This window comes from Marinovum algicola (genome assembly GCF_900109145.1).
Taxonomy (GTDB): Bacteria; Pseudomonadota; Alphaproteobacteria; order Rhodobacterales; family Rhodobacteraceae; genus Marinovum; species Marinovum algicola.
Window position 1 is genome coordinate 272475 of sequence record NZ_FNYY01000002.1, and the last position, 13691, is coordinate 286165.

Consider the following 13691-nt stretch of genomic DNA (forward strand, 5'->3'; position numbering starts at 1 on the left):
CTCCTCAGTCGAAAAGCTTGTCGCCTTCGTACACGGGGCGCCCGTGACGAAGATCGGTGAAGTCCCGGATGAAGGACTGAACGAGGCGCAGGATCACCAGGGCAAAGCCCAAGGGCACCGCTGAGAGGAACCAGACCTGACTGACCCGCAGACCGTGGGTGACCGAGCCGAACTTGGCCGAGACCAGCACCGTCTCGAACGACCAGTAAAAGGCGATCAGCGCCACGCCGAACATCACGGCATCGCCGAACAGGTAGAGCGCCGCCTTCACCCGCGGGCCGACATATTGCATCAGCACGTCGATGCGGATGTGACCGCGCTGGCGCACCGCCGCGGCGGCACCGATCCAGGCCAGGTAGATAAAGGAATAGCGGACGATCTCTTCGCCCCAGATCGAGGAATAGGACAGCACTTCGCGCCGCAGAACCTCGATGAACATGGTCACGACGAGCATCGTGTAGAAAACCAGAAGCAGCCAGCGTTCGGCGTTCTGATCGAGTTTCCGCAAGGCATTCGACATAAAAGTCTCCTGTGGTCGCGCGACGCGTCAGGCGCCGCCGACCGCTCCAGTTTGCAGTCAATCGAAGCGATGGGGCGGCCCGGGCCGCCCCTGTCAGAAGCCTCAGGCGTCGTGCACGTAGTAGCGGCCCATGGTGCCGGCCGCTTCTTCGAGCCGGTTGAAGGTCTCCATCGAACCGGCAAGCTCGACCTTGAAATCGTCCCATTCCGAGCGCTGGTAGCCGCCGGCGTCCTGCCATTCGGCAAGCTGGTCGTCGGTCAGCGTGTGGAACTCGACGCCCGATTTGGTCAGCTCGTACATCGCGTGGGCGCGCGCCGCCGGCACTTTGGCCAGGTTTTGCTGCGCGGTCATTTCGCCGGCGAATTCAATGCCTTCCTGCACGTCGGCGGGCAGCGCGTTGAACCATTCGAGGTTGACCGAATAGACCTGACTGTCAGGCACCGCCTGGGTAAAGGTGACATGGCTCAGGATGTCCTTGAAGCCAAAGACAAACAGCGCGCCGACCGAGGGATCGAGCGCATCGGCCACGCCCTGCTTGATCGCCGAAGGCGTCTCGCCCCAGGCCACCGGCGTCGGATTGGCGCCGACCATGCCGTAATATTGTTGCAGCATCTTCGAGCCCGGCACGCGGAATTTCACGCCTTTCAGATCGGCGGGCGTGATCACCTTGTTGCCGCCCTTGCGCACCGCCACGACCCGGGGATCGATCACCACGTAGAACAGCGGCTTGAAGCCGGCGGCCTCGATGCCGGGATGCACCTCGCCTTTCCAGGCGTCGGAATTGACCAGGTTGGTGAACCGCTGGTTCGAGCCGCAGAAATACGGCATGTTGATCAGATCGACGGCGCTGGCGAAGGGCGCGAAATTCGACAGCGAATGCTGCGCGCACTGGATCGTCCCGGTCTGCACCGCCTGCACCAGCGCGCCGCCGGCGCCAAGCTGGCCGCCGGGGGCAAGCTTGACGTAGACCTTGCCGTTGGTGGCGTTCTGGATGTTTTCCTTCAGGTCGAGCTGCATGATCGGATAGCTGCGCGACGCGCCCAGCACATAGGCGGTGGCCAGCGTCATCACGTGATCGGCGGCGGCCATGCGCTCTTTTTCCTCCCGGGCGGTCTGGGCCGCCGCCTCGCTCGACCAGAGCATGCCACCGGCACCGGCCACCAGCGCCGCGGTAAAGCTGCCGGAGCCGGCAAGTTTCAGAAAATTGCGGCGCCCCATCGCGGCGCGTTCAAGATTGTCACGATCCATGTTTTCCTCCCAAAATGGTTCGTTAGCTGCGGTCGGACTTCTCCGCCGCCTCTCGCCGAAGAATCGCGAGAACAAAGGTCACCGAGGCCGCAAACAGCAGCAGCATCTCCCCCACGTCCCCCAGAAACTGTGCGCCTCCCAAAGCGCCGACGAGCACGTTCGCGACAAAGACTGCAAACAGAGTGATTGCTGAGATCAGAAACACGGGCAGGTCCTTTCCACGACTCGGGCAAGACAAATGTAAGCGCTTACAGTCGCTCAATGCAAGCGCTTACATGACAAGCCGCGTGTTTTCCTGTTATATGCTTGTCAGCGATGTTTTTTTTATAGTGCCGCAAAGGCCGGAATCGGGAAAACTGATGGTTAAAGTGCCGAATCGACGTCAGGACAGCCGCCAGGGGAGCGACACGCCGAAACTCGAGGATGTCGCCGCCCGTGCCGGCGTTTCGACGGCAACGGTCTCGCGCTGCCTGAACAATCCGGCGGTGGTATCGGACGCCACCCGCAAGAAGGTGCTCGATGCGGTGCGCGCCATGGGCTACGCGCCGAATTTCGGGGCCCAGGCCCTGGCCGCCCGGCGCACCAACACCTTTGGCGCCATCGTCCCGACGATGGAAAACGCCATTTTCGCCCGCGGACTTCAGGCCTTTCAGGAGGCATTGCGGCAACAGGGCATCACCCTTCTGGTGGCCTCTTCCTCCTACAGCCCCGAACTCGAGGAACAGCAGATTCACAGCCTTGTCGCGCGCGGCGCCGATGCGCTGCTCCTGATCGGCCATGACCGGCCGCCAAAATGCTACAGCTTCCTGCAAAAGCGCCAGGTGCCCTATGTGATCGCCTGGGTCTACGACGGCGACGAAGGGCGGGTTTCAATCGGCTTCGACAATCGCAAGGCGATGAAATCCCTGGCCGACGCGGTTCTCGACCGGGGCCACCGCAGGCTGGCGCTGATCACCGCCGACCGCCGCAACAACGACCGCGCCCGGCAGCGGTCGCAGGGGCTGGTGGATGCGATGACGGCGCGCGGATTGGACCCGGAGACCCTGGCCGTCGTCGAGACGGCCTATTCCATCGCCAATGGTGCACAGGCGCTGGAGCAGCTCATGCACACCACCCCGCGCCCCACGGCCGTGATGTGCGGCAACGACGTGCTGGCGGCCGGCGCCCTGACCCAGGCCCGCAAGATGGGGCTCGACGTGCCCGGCGATCTGTCGATCACCGGCTTCGACGACATCGAGATCGCCGAGATCGTGACCCCGGCGCTGACCACCGTGCATGTGCCCCATCGCAACATGGGCAAGGGCGCGGCCAGTCTTCTGTTTGCGATGCGCGCCGGCGAAGACCCCGGCCCCAGCGTCGAGCTCGAGGCGACGGTTATCCTGCGCGACTCGCTGGGGCCGGCGCCCGACCGGGCCCCCTGACCTGCCGCACTCTCGGCGCTTGTCTCTGCGACCGGTCGATCTATAGTCGCGCCACCAGGTGCCCCGAGAGGGGAGAATCGGGAAGCCGGTGCAAGACCGGCGCGGGCCCGCCGCTGTGAGGGGGACCTGTCGGACATTTTGCCACCGGGCCCTGCGGCCCGGGAAGGCGTCCGCCGGGGAGGAACCCAAGCCAGAAGACCGGCCTGGTGACACCAGGTTCCGTGGCTGGACACCACGGGCCGCTGTCAGCCATGCGGAGGCCATACCATGCTGCACCCCCCCGCGCCCGCTCCGGCGCGCGTCTTCTCTTCTGCCGAACGCCGTGCGCTCTATGACGTCATCGCCGCGCGCCGCGATGTGCGCGACGAATTCCTGCCCGATCCGATCGCCCCGGACCGGCTGCGGCGGATACTCGAGGCCGGTCATGCCGCGCCGTCGGTCGGGCACATGCAACCCTGGAACTTCATCCTGATCCGCGACCCGGCGCAGAAACACCGCATCGCCAGCGCCTTTGCCGCCGCCAATGACGAGGCGGCGGAAATGTTTCCCGAAGAGCGGCAATCGACCTACCGGTCGCTGAAGCTCGAGGGCATCCGCAAGGCGCCGCTCAACATCGCGGTGACCTGCGACCGCACCCGGGGCGGCAAGGTGGTGCTCGGGCGCACCCACAATCGCGACATGGACCTCTATTCGACGGTCTGCGCGGTGCAGAACATGTGGCTTGCCGCCCGTGCCGAGGGCATCGGCATGGGCTGGGTCAGCATCTTTCGGCCCGACGATCTGCGCGCCATTCTCGGGCTGCCGGATCACGTCGAGATCGTCGCCTACCTCTGCCTCGGCCATGTCTCCGAGCTCTTCGACCGGCCCGAGCTGGCGGCGCGCGGCTGGCGGCAGACCCTGCCGCTCGACAGTCTGATCATGACCGACCGCTGGGAGCCGGCCGGCGCATGAGCGGCTCAGCCCGGCCAGAAGGTGGCCAGAACCGCCCAGCAGAACGCCTCGGCCAGAAGCTGCGTCGCGCCCAGAACGTCGCCGGTGATCCCGCCCAGCTTGCGCCGGGCCAGAACGCCGATGCCGGCGGCGATCACCGCGCAGGTCGCGACCAGCGCCGCCCCCTGCCAGCCCAGCGCCAGACCGGCCAGCAGCACCGCGGCGGCGGCGCTCAGCCGCGCCCGGCCGGAGCGCCCGGCCGCCATCCGGCCCAGGCCGTCGGAACGCGCGGCGGGCAGGGTCTCCTGCAAGCCGATCATGGCCACCCGGCTGAGCGCGCCGATGGCGAGGAACGGCGCCAGCCCGGCCGCCGCCCCGAGCGAAGCCAGCGCCGCCAGCCAGAGCGCGACGATCAGGATCAGCGCCAGGACACCGTAGCTGCCGACCCGGCTGTCGCGCATGATCTCGAGCGCATGGGCGCGGTCGCGCCCGCCGCCGATGCCGTCGGCGAAATCCGCCAGCCCGTCGAAATGCAGCGCGCCGGTGGCCAGCGCCAGCGCCGCCAGGGCGAGCACCGCCGCCACCGGGGCCGGAGCGCCCGACGCCAATGCGCCGGCATGCACCGCCCAGCCGATCAGCCCCAGCGCCAAACCGACCAGCGGAAAGGCCCAGCGCGCGTCGGCAAGGTTCGGCGCGGCGCCCTCGATCCGGCCGGCCGGCAGGCGCGAGAGCAGCATCAGCGCGACCCGGAACTCGCGCAGGGCAGCGTTCATCCGCCCGCGACCCCGGCCTCGGCAAAGGTCGCCATGCCGTTGTGGCATTCCAGCGCCGCGCGCAGCACGCTCAGCGCCACCGCCGCGCCGGAGCCCTCGCCCAACGCCATGTCGAGCGCCAGGATCGGCGCCTTGCCCATCGCCTCGAGCAGGCGGGCATGGCCCGGCTCGCGGCTGACATGGCCGACCAGACAATGGTCGAGCAGGCGCGGATCGGCGGCAAAGAGCGGCGCCGTGGCCGCGGTACAGATGAAGCCGTCGAGGATCACCGGAATGCGCCGCGCCCGCGCCGCCAGCACCGCGCCGCAGATCGCCGCCTGTTCGCGCCCGCCCAGCGCCGCCAGAAGGCCCAGCCCGCGCGCCGCCGCATGCCGGGCGCAAGCCGCCGCCACCGCGCGCTCCTTGCGCAGCAATCCGGCCTCGTCCGAGCCGGTGCCGCGCCCGATCCAGTCGCCCGCCGCTCCGCCAAAGGCGGCGCAGGCCAGCGCCGCCGCGACGGTGGAATTGCCGATGCCCATTTCGCCCAGCAGCACGATCTGTGCATCCTCGGCCACCGCCTCCGCACCGCGACGCATCTCGGCCAGGGTCTCGGCCTCGGTCATCGCCTCGGCCTGGGTGATGTCGCCGGTCGGCCGGTCGAGATCGCAGGCAATCACCGAAAGCTCGGCGCCGGCCACCCGGCAGAGCTGGTTGATCGCCGCGCCGCCGGCGGCGAAATTGGCGACCATCTGCGCCGTGACCTCCTGCGGAAAGGGGTTCACCCCCTGGGCGCAGACCCCGTGGTTGCCGGCAAAGACCAGCGCCTGCGCCCGGTCGATCGCCGGCCGCTCGACCCGCTGCCAGCCGGCCATGAAGATCGCCAGCTCCTCGAGCCGGCCCAGCGCGCCCGGCGGCTTGGTCAGGCTCATCTGCCGCGCGGTCGCGGCCTGTGCCGCTGCCGCATCCGCCACCGGCAGCGTCGCGGCCAGACCGGACAGCTCCGCGAAAGACGTGATGTCAGAAAGTATGCTCATTCGGTTTCACCCTCGTTGGATAGCCCGCCACCGCAAGCCAGACCTCGTCGCAGGCCTCGGCCATGGCCTGATTCATCCAGCCGGCGGCATCCCGAAACCGGCGCGCCAGGGCGTTTTCCGGCACGATGCCCATCCCGACCTCATTGGTGACAAAGATCACCGGCGCCTCCTGCCGGGCCGTCTCGGCCGCCAGCGCCCGCACTTCGGCGCGCCAGTCGGCCTCGGCCAGCAGCAGGTTCGTCATCCACAGCGTCAGGCAATCCACCAGCCGCGGCGGCCCGCCGGCGCTGTCGCTGCCGCGCAGCGCCGCGCAAAGATCGCGCGGGGCATGCAGGTTGTGCCAGTCTGCGCCGCGCCGGGCCTGATGCCGGGCGATCCGCTCGGCCATCTCGGTATCGCCGGGCCAGATTTCGGCGGTGGCGATATAGACGGCGCGGCCACAGGGCGCGAGCGCCTTGCGTTCCGCAAGGGTGGATTTGCCAGAGCGCGCGCCGCCGGTGATGAGGATCGACTTGTACATTTCCGCATGGAAAAACACCAAAATGAATGAATGTGAAGAACAAACCCGCCAGGCAGCCGCGAAACCCGGCGTCGCGGCAGAGCTGATCCTGCTGCGCCATGCCCCGGTGGCCACGCCCGGCCGGCTCTGCGGCCGCAGCGATCCTTCGGCGGCTCTGGTGGCGGCAGACATCGCCCGGCTGCGCGCCGCCCTGCCCCTGCCCGGCCGGGTGATGACCAGCCCCGCCCGACGCTGCCGGCAGACCGCCGCCGCGCTCTGGCCGGCGCAGGCCGCGCAGCCCGACGCGCGGCTCTGGGAGCAGGATTTCGGCGCCCACGAGGGGCTGCCCTACGATGCGCTTCCCGATCTCGGCCCGATGTCCGGCGCCGATCTGGCGCAATACGCCCCGCCCGGAGGCGAGAGTTTCGCCGATCTCTGCGCCCGGGTGGCGCCGGCGCTGGCCGAGCATGGACAGGCCGCCGCGCAGATGCCGGCGCCGCTGGTGCTGGTGGTGCATGCCGGGGTGATCCGCGCGGCGCTGTCGCAGGTGACCGGACTGCTTTCCGCCGGGCTGGCCTTCGAGGTCGCCACCCTCTCCGCCACGCGGCTGCGCTGCGGGCCCGAGGGGCCGGTCTCGGTGATCGGCGCGAACCTGGCATGAGCGGACCCGAGGTTTCCGTCGCCGGCCATTTCGGCGAATGGCTTCAGGGCCGCATTGGCCCGGAGGGCCCGGTGGCGCTGGTCACCCTGCCCTGCGCCGCGCTCCGCGTCGACACCCCGGGCCCGACGCCCCCGCCCTTCTCAGAGGCGCAGCTGACGGCCTTCGCCCGGGCGCTGGGCCTCTGCCCGGCCGGCACCGGCAGCCGGCGGCAGATGCCAGTCGGCGGCGGCGCCGGCGCCTCGACCGCGACGCTGGTGGCGCTGGCGCGGGTCTGGGGCTTCCGAGGCCCGCCGGAAGCGCTGGCCGCAGCCTGTATCGCGGTAGAAGGTGCCAGCGATCCGCTGATGTTCCCCCGGCCCGACCGGCTGCTCTGGGCCTCGCGTGCGGGCCGCGTGCTGCGCCCGCTGGCGCCGCCACCGCCCTGCGCCATCGTCGGCGGCTTCTTTGGCGCCGCCGAGCGTACCGACCCGGACGACAGCGACTTCGACGATATCACCGACCTGGTGGCAGACTGGGCGGCAGCGACCGAGGCCGGGGATCTGCGCCGCGTCGCCGCGCTGGCCAGCACTTCGGCGGCGCGATGCACCGCCCGGCGCGGCCCGGCAGCGGATCCGACGGCAGACCTGGCGCGCGCGCAGGGCGCACTGGGCTGGCTGCGGGCGCATACCGGCGCGGCCCGCGGGCTGATCTTTGCCCCCGGCACGGTGCCCGCCGGCGCGGTGCAGGCGCTGGCCGAGGCCGGGTTTCGGCAGAGGATCACCTTTCCGGCGGGGGGCGCATGAGTTTTGCCCTGATGATGCTGGCCGGCATGGCGCTCGATCTGGCCTTTGGCTGGCCCGATCGGCTGTTCGCGGCGATCGGCCATCCGGTCACCTGGCTGGGCCGGGCGATCTCCGCATTGGAGCGGCGGCTGAACAGCGGGCCCCGCCGCCGGAGGCTGATCGCCGGGGCGCTCACGGTCGCGGTGATCCTGACGCTGGCCGCCGTGCCGGCCTGGGCCGTCCAGGCGCTGTTGCCCGATACTCTGGCGGGCAGCCTGCTGGGCGCCATTCTGGCCTGGCCGCTGATCGCCCTGCGCGCAATGCACGATCATGTCGCCGCCGTGGCCCGGCCGCTGGCGCGCGGCAACCTTGCGGCGGCGCGTCAGGCAGTGGCGATGATCGTCGGCCGCGATCCGCGCCACCTCGACCCCGCCGGGGTGGCCCGCGCCGCCACCGAAAGCCTGGCCGAGAACAGCTCTGACGGGATTGTCGCGCCGCTGTTCTGGGGCGCGGTCGCCGGGCTGCCCGGAATTGCCGCCTACAAGGCGATCAACACGCTGGATTCGATGATCGGCCATCGCAACCCGCGCTACGAGGCCTTCGGCAAGGTCGCCGCCCGGATCGACGATCTCGCCAACCTGATCCCGGCGCGGCTGACCGGGGGGGTGTTCGCGCTGGCCTCGGGGCGCCACCTGCGGCACTGCCTGCGGGTGATGCGCCGCGACGCGCCGCGCCACCGGTCGCCCAATGCCGGCTGGCCCGAAGGCGCGATGGCGGCGGCGCTCGGGGTCCGGCTGTCGGGGCCGCGGATCTATGGCGACCGGATCGCCGAGGAACCCTGGCTCAACGCCGGCGCACCCGACCCGGGGCCCGAGGATCTCGGGCGGGCGCTGGCGCTCTACCGGCGCAGCATGGCGCTGCTGGCCCTTGCGCTCTGCGCGGCGATGTTGTTGGGGTGGCCGCGATGACCGATGCACCCCCTCCCAGAGATCACGGCGGCAATCTCGAGGCCGCGCTGGCCCGCTTTGGCGGCACCGCCCCGGCCTGGCTCGACCTGTCGACCGGCATCAACCCGGCGCCCTTTCCGGTGCCGGCGATCTCGCCCGAGGCCTGGGCCGCCCTGCCGCGCAAGCGCGCGATGGACGGGCTGATCGCCGCCGCCCGCCAGGCCTATGCCACGTCGGCCCGGATCCTGCCCACCCATGGCGCGCAGGGCGCCATTCAGCTTGTGCCCTGGCTGCGGCCGCCGGGCCGCGCCGCCGTGCTGTCGCCGACCTACAACGAACATGCCGCCGCGCTGCGCAGCGCCGGCTGGCAGGTGACGCCGGTGACCACGGCACAGGCGGCCGAGGGCGCCGATCTGGCGGTGGTGGTCAACCCCAACAACCCCGACGGCGGCCGCCTGTCGCCGGAGCGGCTGGAACAGGTGGCGGATACCGTCGGGCTGCTGATCGTCGACGAAAGCTTTGCCGATCCCGAGCCGGCGCTCTCGGTCGCGCCGCGACTTGGCGCGGCGCTGGCCAATGTCGTGGTGCTGCGGTCATTCGGCAAGTTCTACGGGCTGGCCGGCCTGCGGCTGGGCTTTGCCCTGGCGCAGGGGCCTCTGGCCACCCGGCTGGCCGAGCTGGCCGGGCCCTGGCCGATCTCGGGGCCCGCGATCGAGATCGCCAGCGCCGCCCTGACCGACACCGGCTGGCAGCAGGCAACCTGTCGCCGGCTGGCGCAGGACGCGGCGCGGCTCGACCGGCTGGCCGCCGCCTCAGGCTGGCCGCTGGTCGGTGGCACACCGCTGTTTCGCACCTATGCCGCGCCGGATGCGCAGGCGGCGCAGGACCGGCTGGCGGCGCATCACGTCTGGTCGCGGGTGTTTCCCTATTCGCAGCGGTGGATCCGCCTCGGGCTGCCACCGGCCGACCGCTGGCGGCAACTTGAACGGGCCTTCGCCACCGTCACCGCCTAACGCGCCAGCCCCAACAGGCCCGCCACGTCGAGATGCGTCTCGAGATGGTCCGCCAGCGCATCCAGCGTCGCCTCGACACCGTCATCATAGCCGAGATCCGAGGCCCGCGCGCCAAGCCGCGTCAGCCAGGCCCGGCGGAATCCATCATCGGCGAACATGCCGTGCAGATAGCTGCCGCTGACCAGACCATCGGCCGAACAGGCGCCTTCGGGCTGGCCCGCGATCTCGGCAAAGGGGCGCCGTCGGTCCGGGCCGTCGGAACGGCCGATGTGGATCTCGTAGCCGCAAAACGCCTGTTTCAACGTGGCATGGCACGCCTGCACCAGCCGCAGGCTCTTGTCGCCGCCCATCACCGTGGTGATGTCCAGAAGCCCCAGCCCCGGGGTCTCGCCCGGCGGCCCTTCGATGCCCTCTGGATCGGCCACAACCTGGCCCAGCATCTGATAGCCGCCGCAGATGCCGAGGATGCGGCCACCGCGCCGGCGATGCGCCGCTAAGTCGATATCCCAGCCCTGCCGGCGCAGGAAATCGAGATCGGCACGGGTCGATTTCGACCCCGGCAGGATGACCAGGTCCGCATCGCCCGGAATGGCCCGGCCCGGCGGCAGCATGGTGACCCGCGCCCCCGGTTCCTGCACCAGCGGATCGAGATCGTCGAAATTGGCGATCCGCGAGAACTGGAGACAGACCACATGCAGCCCGTCGCGGCCGCGCGGCGGCGCAATGTCGAGCGCATCCTCGGCCGGCAGCCGCCAGGCCTCGGGAAACCAGGGCGCGACGCCAAAGCCGCGCCAGCCGGTCTGCGCCTCGATCATCCGGTACCCGTCATCGAACAGTGTCGGATCGCCGCGGAACTTGTTGATCAGAAACCCGGCGATGCGGGCGCGGTCACCCTCGGGCAGCACCGCTTGGGTGCCGACGATCTGCGCGATCACCCCGCCCCGGTCGATGTCGCCACAGAGCACCACCGGCACCTCCGCCGCCTCGGCAAAGCCCATGTTGGCGATGTCGCCGCGCCGCAGGTTGACCTCGGCCGGGCTGCCCGCGCCCTCGACGATCACCAGATCATGCGCCGCCTTCAGGCGTTCGAAACTCTCGAGCACCGCCGCCATCAGCCGTGGTTTCATCTGGCCGTAGTCGCGCGCCCGCGCGGTGGTCAGACGCTTGCCCTGCACCACCACCTGGGCGCCGATATCGGTCTCGGGCTTGAGCAGCACCGGGTTCATGTCGACATGTGGCGCCAGGCCGCAGGCCAGCGCCTGAAGCGCCTGCGCCCGGCCGATCTCGCCGCCCTCGGGGGTCACGGCGGCATTGTTCGACATGTTCTGCGACTTGAACGGCGCCACGCTCAGCCCGCGCCGACGGGCGGCGCGGCAGAGCCCGGCCACCAGCATCGACTTGCCGACATTGGAGCCGGTGCCCTGGATCATCAGCGCCGGCATGCGACGGCTCCCCGGCTCAGAATTCCACGCCCTTCTGGGCCTTGATGCCATCGCGGAACGGATGTTTGACAAGCGTCATCTCGGTCACCAGATCCGCCGCCTCGATCAGCTCGGGCTTGGCATTGCGCCCGGTCAGGCAGACATGGGTCATCTCCGGCTTGCGGGTTTGCAGAAACGCGACCACGTCGTCGATATCGAGATAATCGTTGCGCAGCGCGATGTTGATCTCGTCGAGCAGCACGAACCGGATCTCGGGGTCGAGGATCTGGCTCTTGGCGATCTCCCAGCCGGCCTGCGCCGCGGCGATGTCGCGGGCGCGGTCCTGGGTTTCCCAGGTAAAGCCTTCTCCGGAAACGAAGAACCGGCATTCCTCGGCAAAGCGGTTGCGGATCATTTCGGCCTCGCCGGTGATCCAATTACCCTTGATGAACTGCACCACCGCGCAGGGCATGCCATGGGCGATACAGCGCAGGATCATCCCGAACCCCGAGGACGACTTGCCCTTGCCGGTGCCGGTATGCACGAGGATCAGGCCCTTCTCGTCGGTCTTGGTCGCCATCATGCGATCCCGCGCGGCCTTGATCTTCTTCATCTTCTCGGCGTGGCGCGCGTTTTTCTCTTCGATCATCCCCATCTCCGGACTTGACTCGTATACGGAATTCGTCCCATGTGCCCTGACGCTGGTGCCTGTGTAAACAGGTGAAAAGGGAATGTGTAACCCTGGTGCCCCGTGACGGGACGCCCGGGCGAAACGCAGCCGCCCCCGCGACCGTGAACGGAAAAGGGCGCTCGAAGCCACTGGCCTGACAGGCCGGGAAGGCAGAGCGACCGCCGGGCCCCGGGCCCAGAATTCCGTGAGCCGGGAGACCTGCCAGCCCGACTGATGAGACCGGACGGGGTGTGCCGGTGTCGGAGTGTGTCCGTTGCCGGCCACCATTCCGCCGATACCCCTGTCTGCCAAGCCGATGGGGCACGCGAGAATGAAAGACTCTGCGCACGAGCAGGACACCACCGCCACCACAACCGAGCTGCTGGTCTGCGTGACCTGCCGCCGCAAGGGCGCCGCGCCCGAGGATGACCGCCGCCCCGGCCAGGTGCTCTTTGACCGGATCACCGCCACCGGTGCGCCCGAAGGGCTGCGGGTGACGCCGGTGGAATGCCTGCAAAACTGTTCCAACGCCTGCACCGTCGCCCTGCGCGGCGGCGCCGGGAAATGGACCTATGTCTTTTCCAACGTCGACGAGACCGACGGCGCCGAAATGCTGCTGGCCGGCGCGGCGCAGTATCACGCGGCCGCCGACGGGGTGATTCCCTGGCGCGAACGGCCCGAGCATTTCAAGCGCAACTGCCTGACCCGCATTCCCCCGATCATTGCCACACCCAAGGACGCCTGACCCATGAGCGATCTCGCCAAACTCCCCGTCACCATCGTCACCGGCTTTCTCGGCGCCGGCAAGACGACGCTGATCACCCATCTAATGCAGAACCCCGGCGGCCGTCGGCTGGCGGTGGTGGTCAACGAATTCGGCGATGTCGGCGTCGATGGCGAGATCCTGCGGGGCTGCGCCATTCCCGACTGCCCGGCCGAGAACATCGTCGAACTTGCCAATGGCTGCATCTGCTGCACCGTGGCAGATGATTTCATCCCCACCATCGAGGCGCTGATGGCGCTCGACCCGCGCCCCGATCACATCCTGATCGAGACCTCGGGGCTCGCCCTGCCCAAGCCGCTGCTCAAGGCCTTCGAATGGCCGGCGATCCGTGCCCGCGTCACGGTCGACGGGGTGATCGCCCTGGCCGATGCCGAGGCGGTGGCGGCGGGCCGCTTTGCCCCCGACGTCGCGGCGGTGGATGCGCAGCGGCTGGCCGACGACAGCCTCGACCACGAAACGCCGCTGTCGGAGGTCTTCGAAGACCAGATCGCCTGCGCCGACATCGTGCTGCTGACCAAGCCCGACCTTGCCGGGCCGGAGGGCGTCGCCCGGGCCAGGGATCTGATCGCCGCCGAGGCGCCGCGGGTGCTGCCGGTGGTCGAGGTCGCCGAAGGCGCGGTCGATCCGCGCATCATCCTCGGCCTCGGCGCCGCCGCCGAGAGCGATCTCGACGCACGGCCCAGCCACCACGACACCCCGCATGACCACGATCACGAGGATTTCGAAAGCGTCGTCGTCGACCTCCCCGAGCTGGCCGATGCCGCCGATCTGGTCGCCGCGATCGAGCGCCTGGCCAAGAGCCACAACATCCTGCGGGTCAAGGGCCATGCCTCGGTTGCCGGCAAGCCGATGCGCCTGCTGGTGCAGGCGGTGGGCGCGCGGGTGCGCCACCAGTTCGACCGGCTCTGGGCCTCCGACGAGGCCCGCCGGGGCCGGCTGGTGGTGATCGCCGAACATGACGACCTGCGCCCGGAGGAAATCCGCGCCGCGCTGACCGACCTCGCGCCGCAGCCCGCGGAGTAACCCGCCG

At 69.6% G+C, this 13691-nt stretch carries 16 protein-coding genes and 2 riboswitches; of the genes, 8 read left to right on the forward strand and 8 right to left on the reverse strand.

What is annotated here, in order from left to right; translation table 11 throughout:
* Window positions 1-4 precede the first annotated feature (4 nt).
* The 3 genes from BMW90_RS04285 to BMW90_RS04295 all read right to left on the reverse strand — a co-directional run bounded on the left by BMW90_RS04285 (window position 5) and on the right by BMW90_RS04295 (window position 1973).
* Window positions 5-520: a TRAP transporter small permease gene (locus tag BMW90_RS04285; protein ID WP_048530869.1), complete on the reverse strand. Its 516-nt coding sequence runs from the start codon at window positions 518-520 to the stop codon at window positions 5-7.
* A 102-nt stretch (window positions 521-622) separates the two neighbouring features.
* Window positions 623-1768: a TRAP transporter substrate-binding protein gene (locus tag BMW90_RS04290; protein WP_048530867.1), complete on the reverse strand. Its 1146-nt coding sequence runs from the start codon at window positions 1766-1768 to the stop codon at window positions 623-625.
* A gap of 22 nt (window positions 1769-1790) precedes the next feature.
* Window positions 1791-1973 carry a hypothetical protein gene (locus BMW90_RS04295; RefSeq protein ID WP_048530865.1) on the reverse strand — a complete coding sequence of 61 codons (183 nt, stop codon included), beginning with the start codon at window positions 1971-1973 and terminating at the stop codon, window positions 1791-1793.
* A gap of 154 nt (window positions 1974-2127) precedes the next feature.
* Here BMW90_RS04295 and BMW90_RS04300 point away from each other — a divergent pair, with 154 nt between their 5' ends.
* A complete protein-coding gene (locus BMW90_RS04300) occupies window positions 2128-3189 on the forward strand; it encodes a LacI family DNA-binding transcriptional regulator (RefSeq protein ID WP_074835435.1) in 1062 nt (353 codons plus the stop codon).
* A gap of 39 nt (window positions 3190-3228) precedes the next feature.
* Window positions 3229-3410: riboswitch (cobalamin riboswitch) on the forward strand.
* A gap of 46 nt (window positions 3411-3456) precedes the next feature.
* On the forward strand, window positions 3457-4140 hold the full coding sequence (gene bluB / locus BMW90_RS04305; protein ID WP_048530862.1) for a 5,6-dimethylbenzimidazole synthase: 684 nt from the start codon (window positions 3457-3459) through the stop codon (window positions 4138-4140).
* 5 nt (window positions 4141-4145) lie between these two features.
* Here bluB and cobS read toward each other — a convergent pair whose 3' ends face one another.
* From cobS to cobU, 3 genes are read right to left on the reverse strand one after another with little or no spacing between them, the layout of a single operon-like run.
* Complete coding sequence (gene cobS, locus BMW90_RS04310; RefSeq protein ID WP_074835170.1) at window positions 4146-4892, reverse strand: adenosylcobinamide-GDP ribazoletransferase; 747 nt, start codon at window positions 4890-4892, stop codon at window positions 4146-4148.
* Window positions 4889-5905, reverse strand: coding sequence for a nicotinate-nucleotide--dimethylbenzimidazole phosphoribosyltransferase (gene cobT, locus BMW90_RS04315; RefSeq protein WP_074835173.1), 1017 nt, complete (start codon window positions 5903-5905; stop codon window positions 4889-4891). Before cobT ends, cobS begins: the two co-directional genes overlap by 4 nt.
* On the reverse strand, window positions 5889-6425 hold the full coding sequence (gene cobU, locus BMW90_RS04320) for a bifunctional adenosylcobinamide kinase/adenosylcobinamide-phosphate guanylyltransferase (RefSeq protein ID WP_074835436.1): 537 nt from the start codon (window positions 6423-6425) through the stop codon (window positions 5889-5891). The genes cobT and cobU overlap by 17 nt, the downstream gene beginning before the upstream one ends.
* A 22-nt stretch (window positions 6426-6447) precedes the next feature.
* Here cobU and BMW90_RS04325 point away from each other — a divergent pair, with 22 nt between their 5' ends.
* From BMW90_RS04325 to cobD, 4 genes are read left to right on the forward strand one after another with little or no spacing between them, the layout of a single operon-like run.
* Entirely contained in the window at window positions 6448-7065 is a 618-nt protein-coding gene (locus BMW90_RS04325) for a histidine phosphatase family protein (protein WP_074835175.1), read from the forward strand.
* Window positions 7062-7847 carry a hypothetical protein gene (locus BMW90_RS04330; RefSeq protein WP_074835177.1) on the forward strand — a complete coding sequence of 262 codons (786 nt, stop codon included), beginning with the start codon at window positions 7062-7064 and terminating at the stop codon, window positions 7845-7847. The genes BMW90_RS04325 and BMW90_RS04330 overlap by 4 nt, the downstream gene beginning before the upstream one ends.
* The gene (gene cbiB, locus BMW90_RS04335; RefSeq protein ID WP_074835179.1) at window positions 7844-8794 is read left to right on the forward strand and encodes an adenosylcobinamide-phosphate synthase CbiB; all 951 of its coding nucleotides are present in this window, start codon (window positions 7844-7846) and stop codon (window positions 8792-8794) included. The genes BMW90_RS04330 and cbiB overlap by 4 nt, the downstream gene beginning before the upstream one ends.
* A complete protein-coding gene (gene cobD, locus BMW90_RS04340; protein ID WP_074835437.1) occupies window positions 8791-9786 on the forward strand; it encodes a threonine-phosphate decarboxylase CobD in 996 nt (331 codons plus the stop codon). The genes cbiB and cobD overlap by 4 nt, the downstream gene beginning before the upstream one ends.
* On the opposite strand, the gene BMW90_RS04345 is transcribed toward cobD, so the two are convergent.
* Window positions 9783-11228 (reverse strand): cobyric acid synthase, encoded by a 1446-nt coding sequence (locus BMW90_RS04345; protein ID WP_074835181.1) that lies wholly within the window; start codon window positions 11226-11228, stop codon window positions 9783-9785. The genes cobD and BMW90_RS04345 overlap by 4 nt on opposite strands.
* Window positions 11229-11244: 16 nt before the next feature.
* Entirely contained in the window at window positions 11245-11856 is a 612-nt protein-coding gene (gene cobO / locus BMW90_RS04350) for a cob(I)yrinic acid a,c-diamide adenosyltransferase (RefSeq protein ID WP_048530848.1), read from the reverse strand.
* Between the two features lie 36 nt (window positions 11857-11892).
* Window positions 11893-12118, forward strand: a riboswitch (cobalamin riboswitch).
* Between the two features lie 90 nt (window positions 12119-12208).
* Here cobO and BMW90_RS04355 point away from each other — a divergent pair.
* Both BMW90_RS04355 and cobW read left to right on the forward strand, forming a co-directional pair.
* Window positions 12209-12622 (forward strand): DUF1636 family protein, encoded by a 414-nt coding sequence (locus tag BMW90_RS04355; RefSeq protein WP_048530846.1) that lies wholly within the window; start codon window positions 12209-12211, stop codon window positions 12620-12622.
* Window positions 12623-12625: 3 nt separating this feature from the next.
* Window positions 12626-13684, forward strand: coding sequence for a cobalamin biosynthesis protein CobW (gene cobW / locus BMW90_RS04360; protein ID WP_074835182.1), 1059 nt, complete (start codon window positions 12626-12628; stop codon window positions 13682-13684).
* The last annotated feature ends 7 nt before the right edge of the window (window positions 13685-13691 follow it).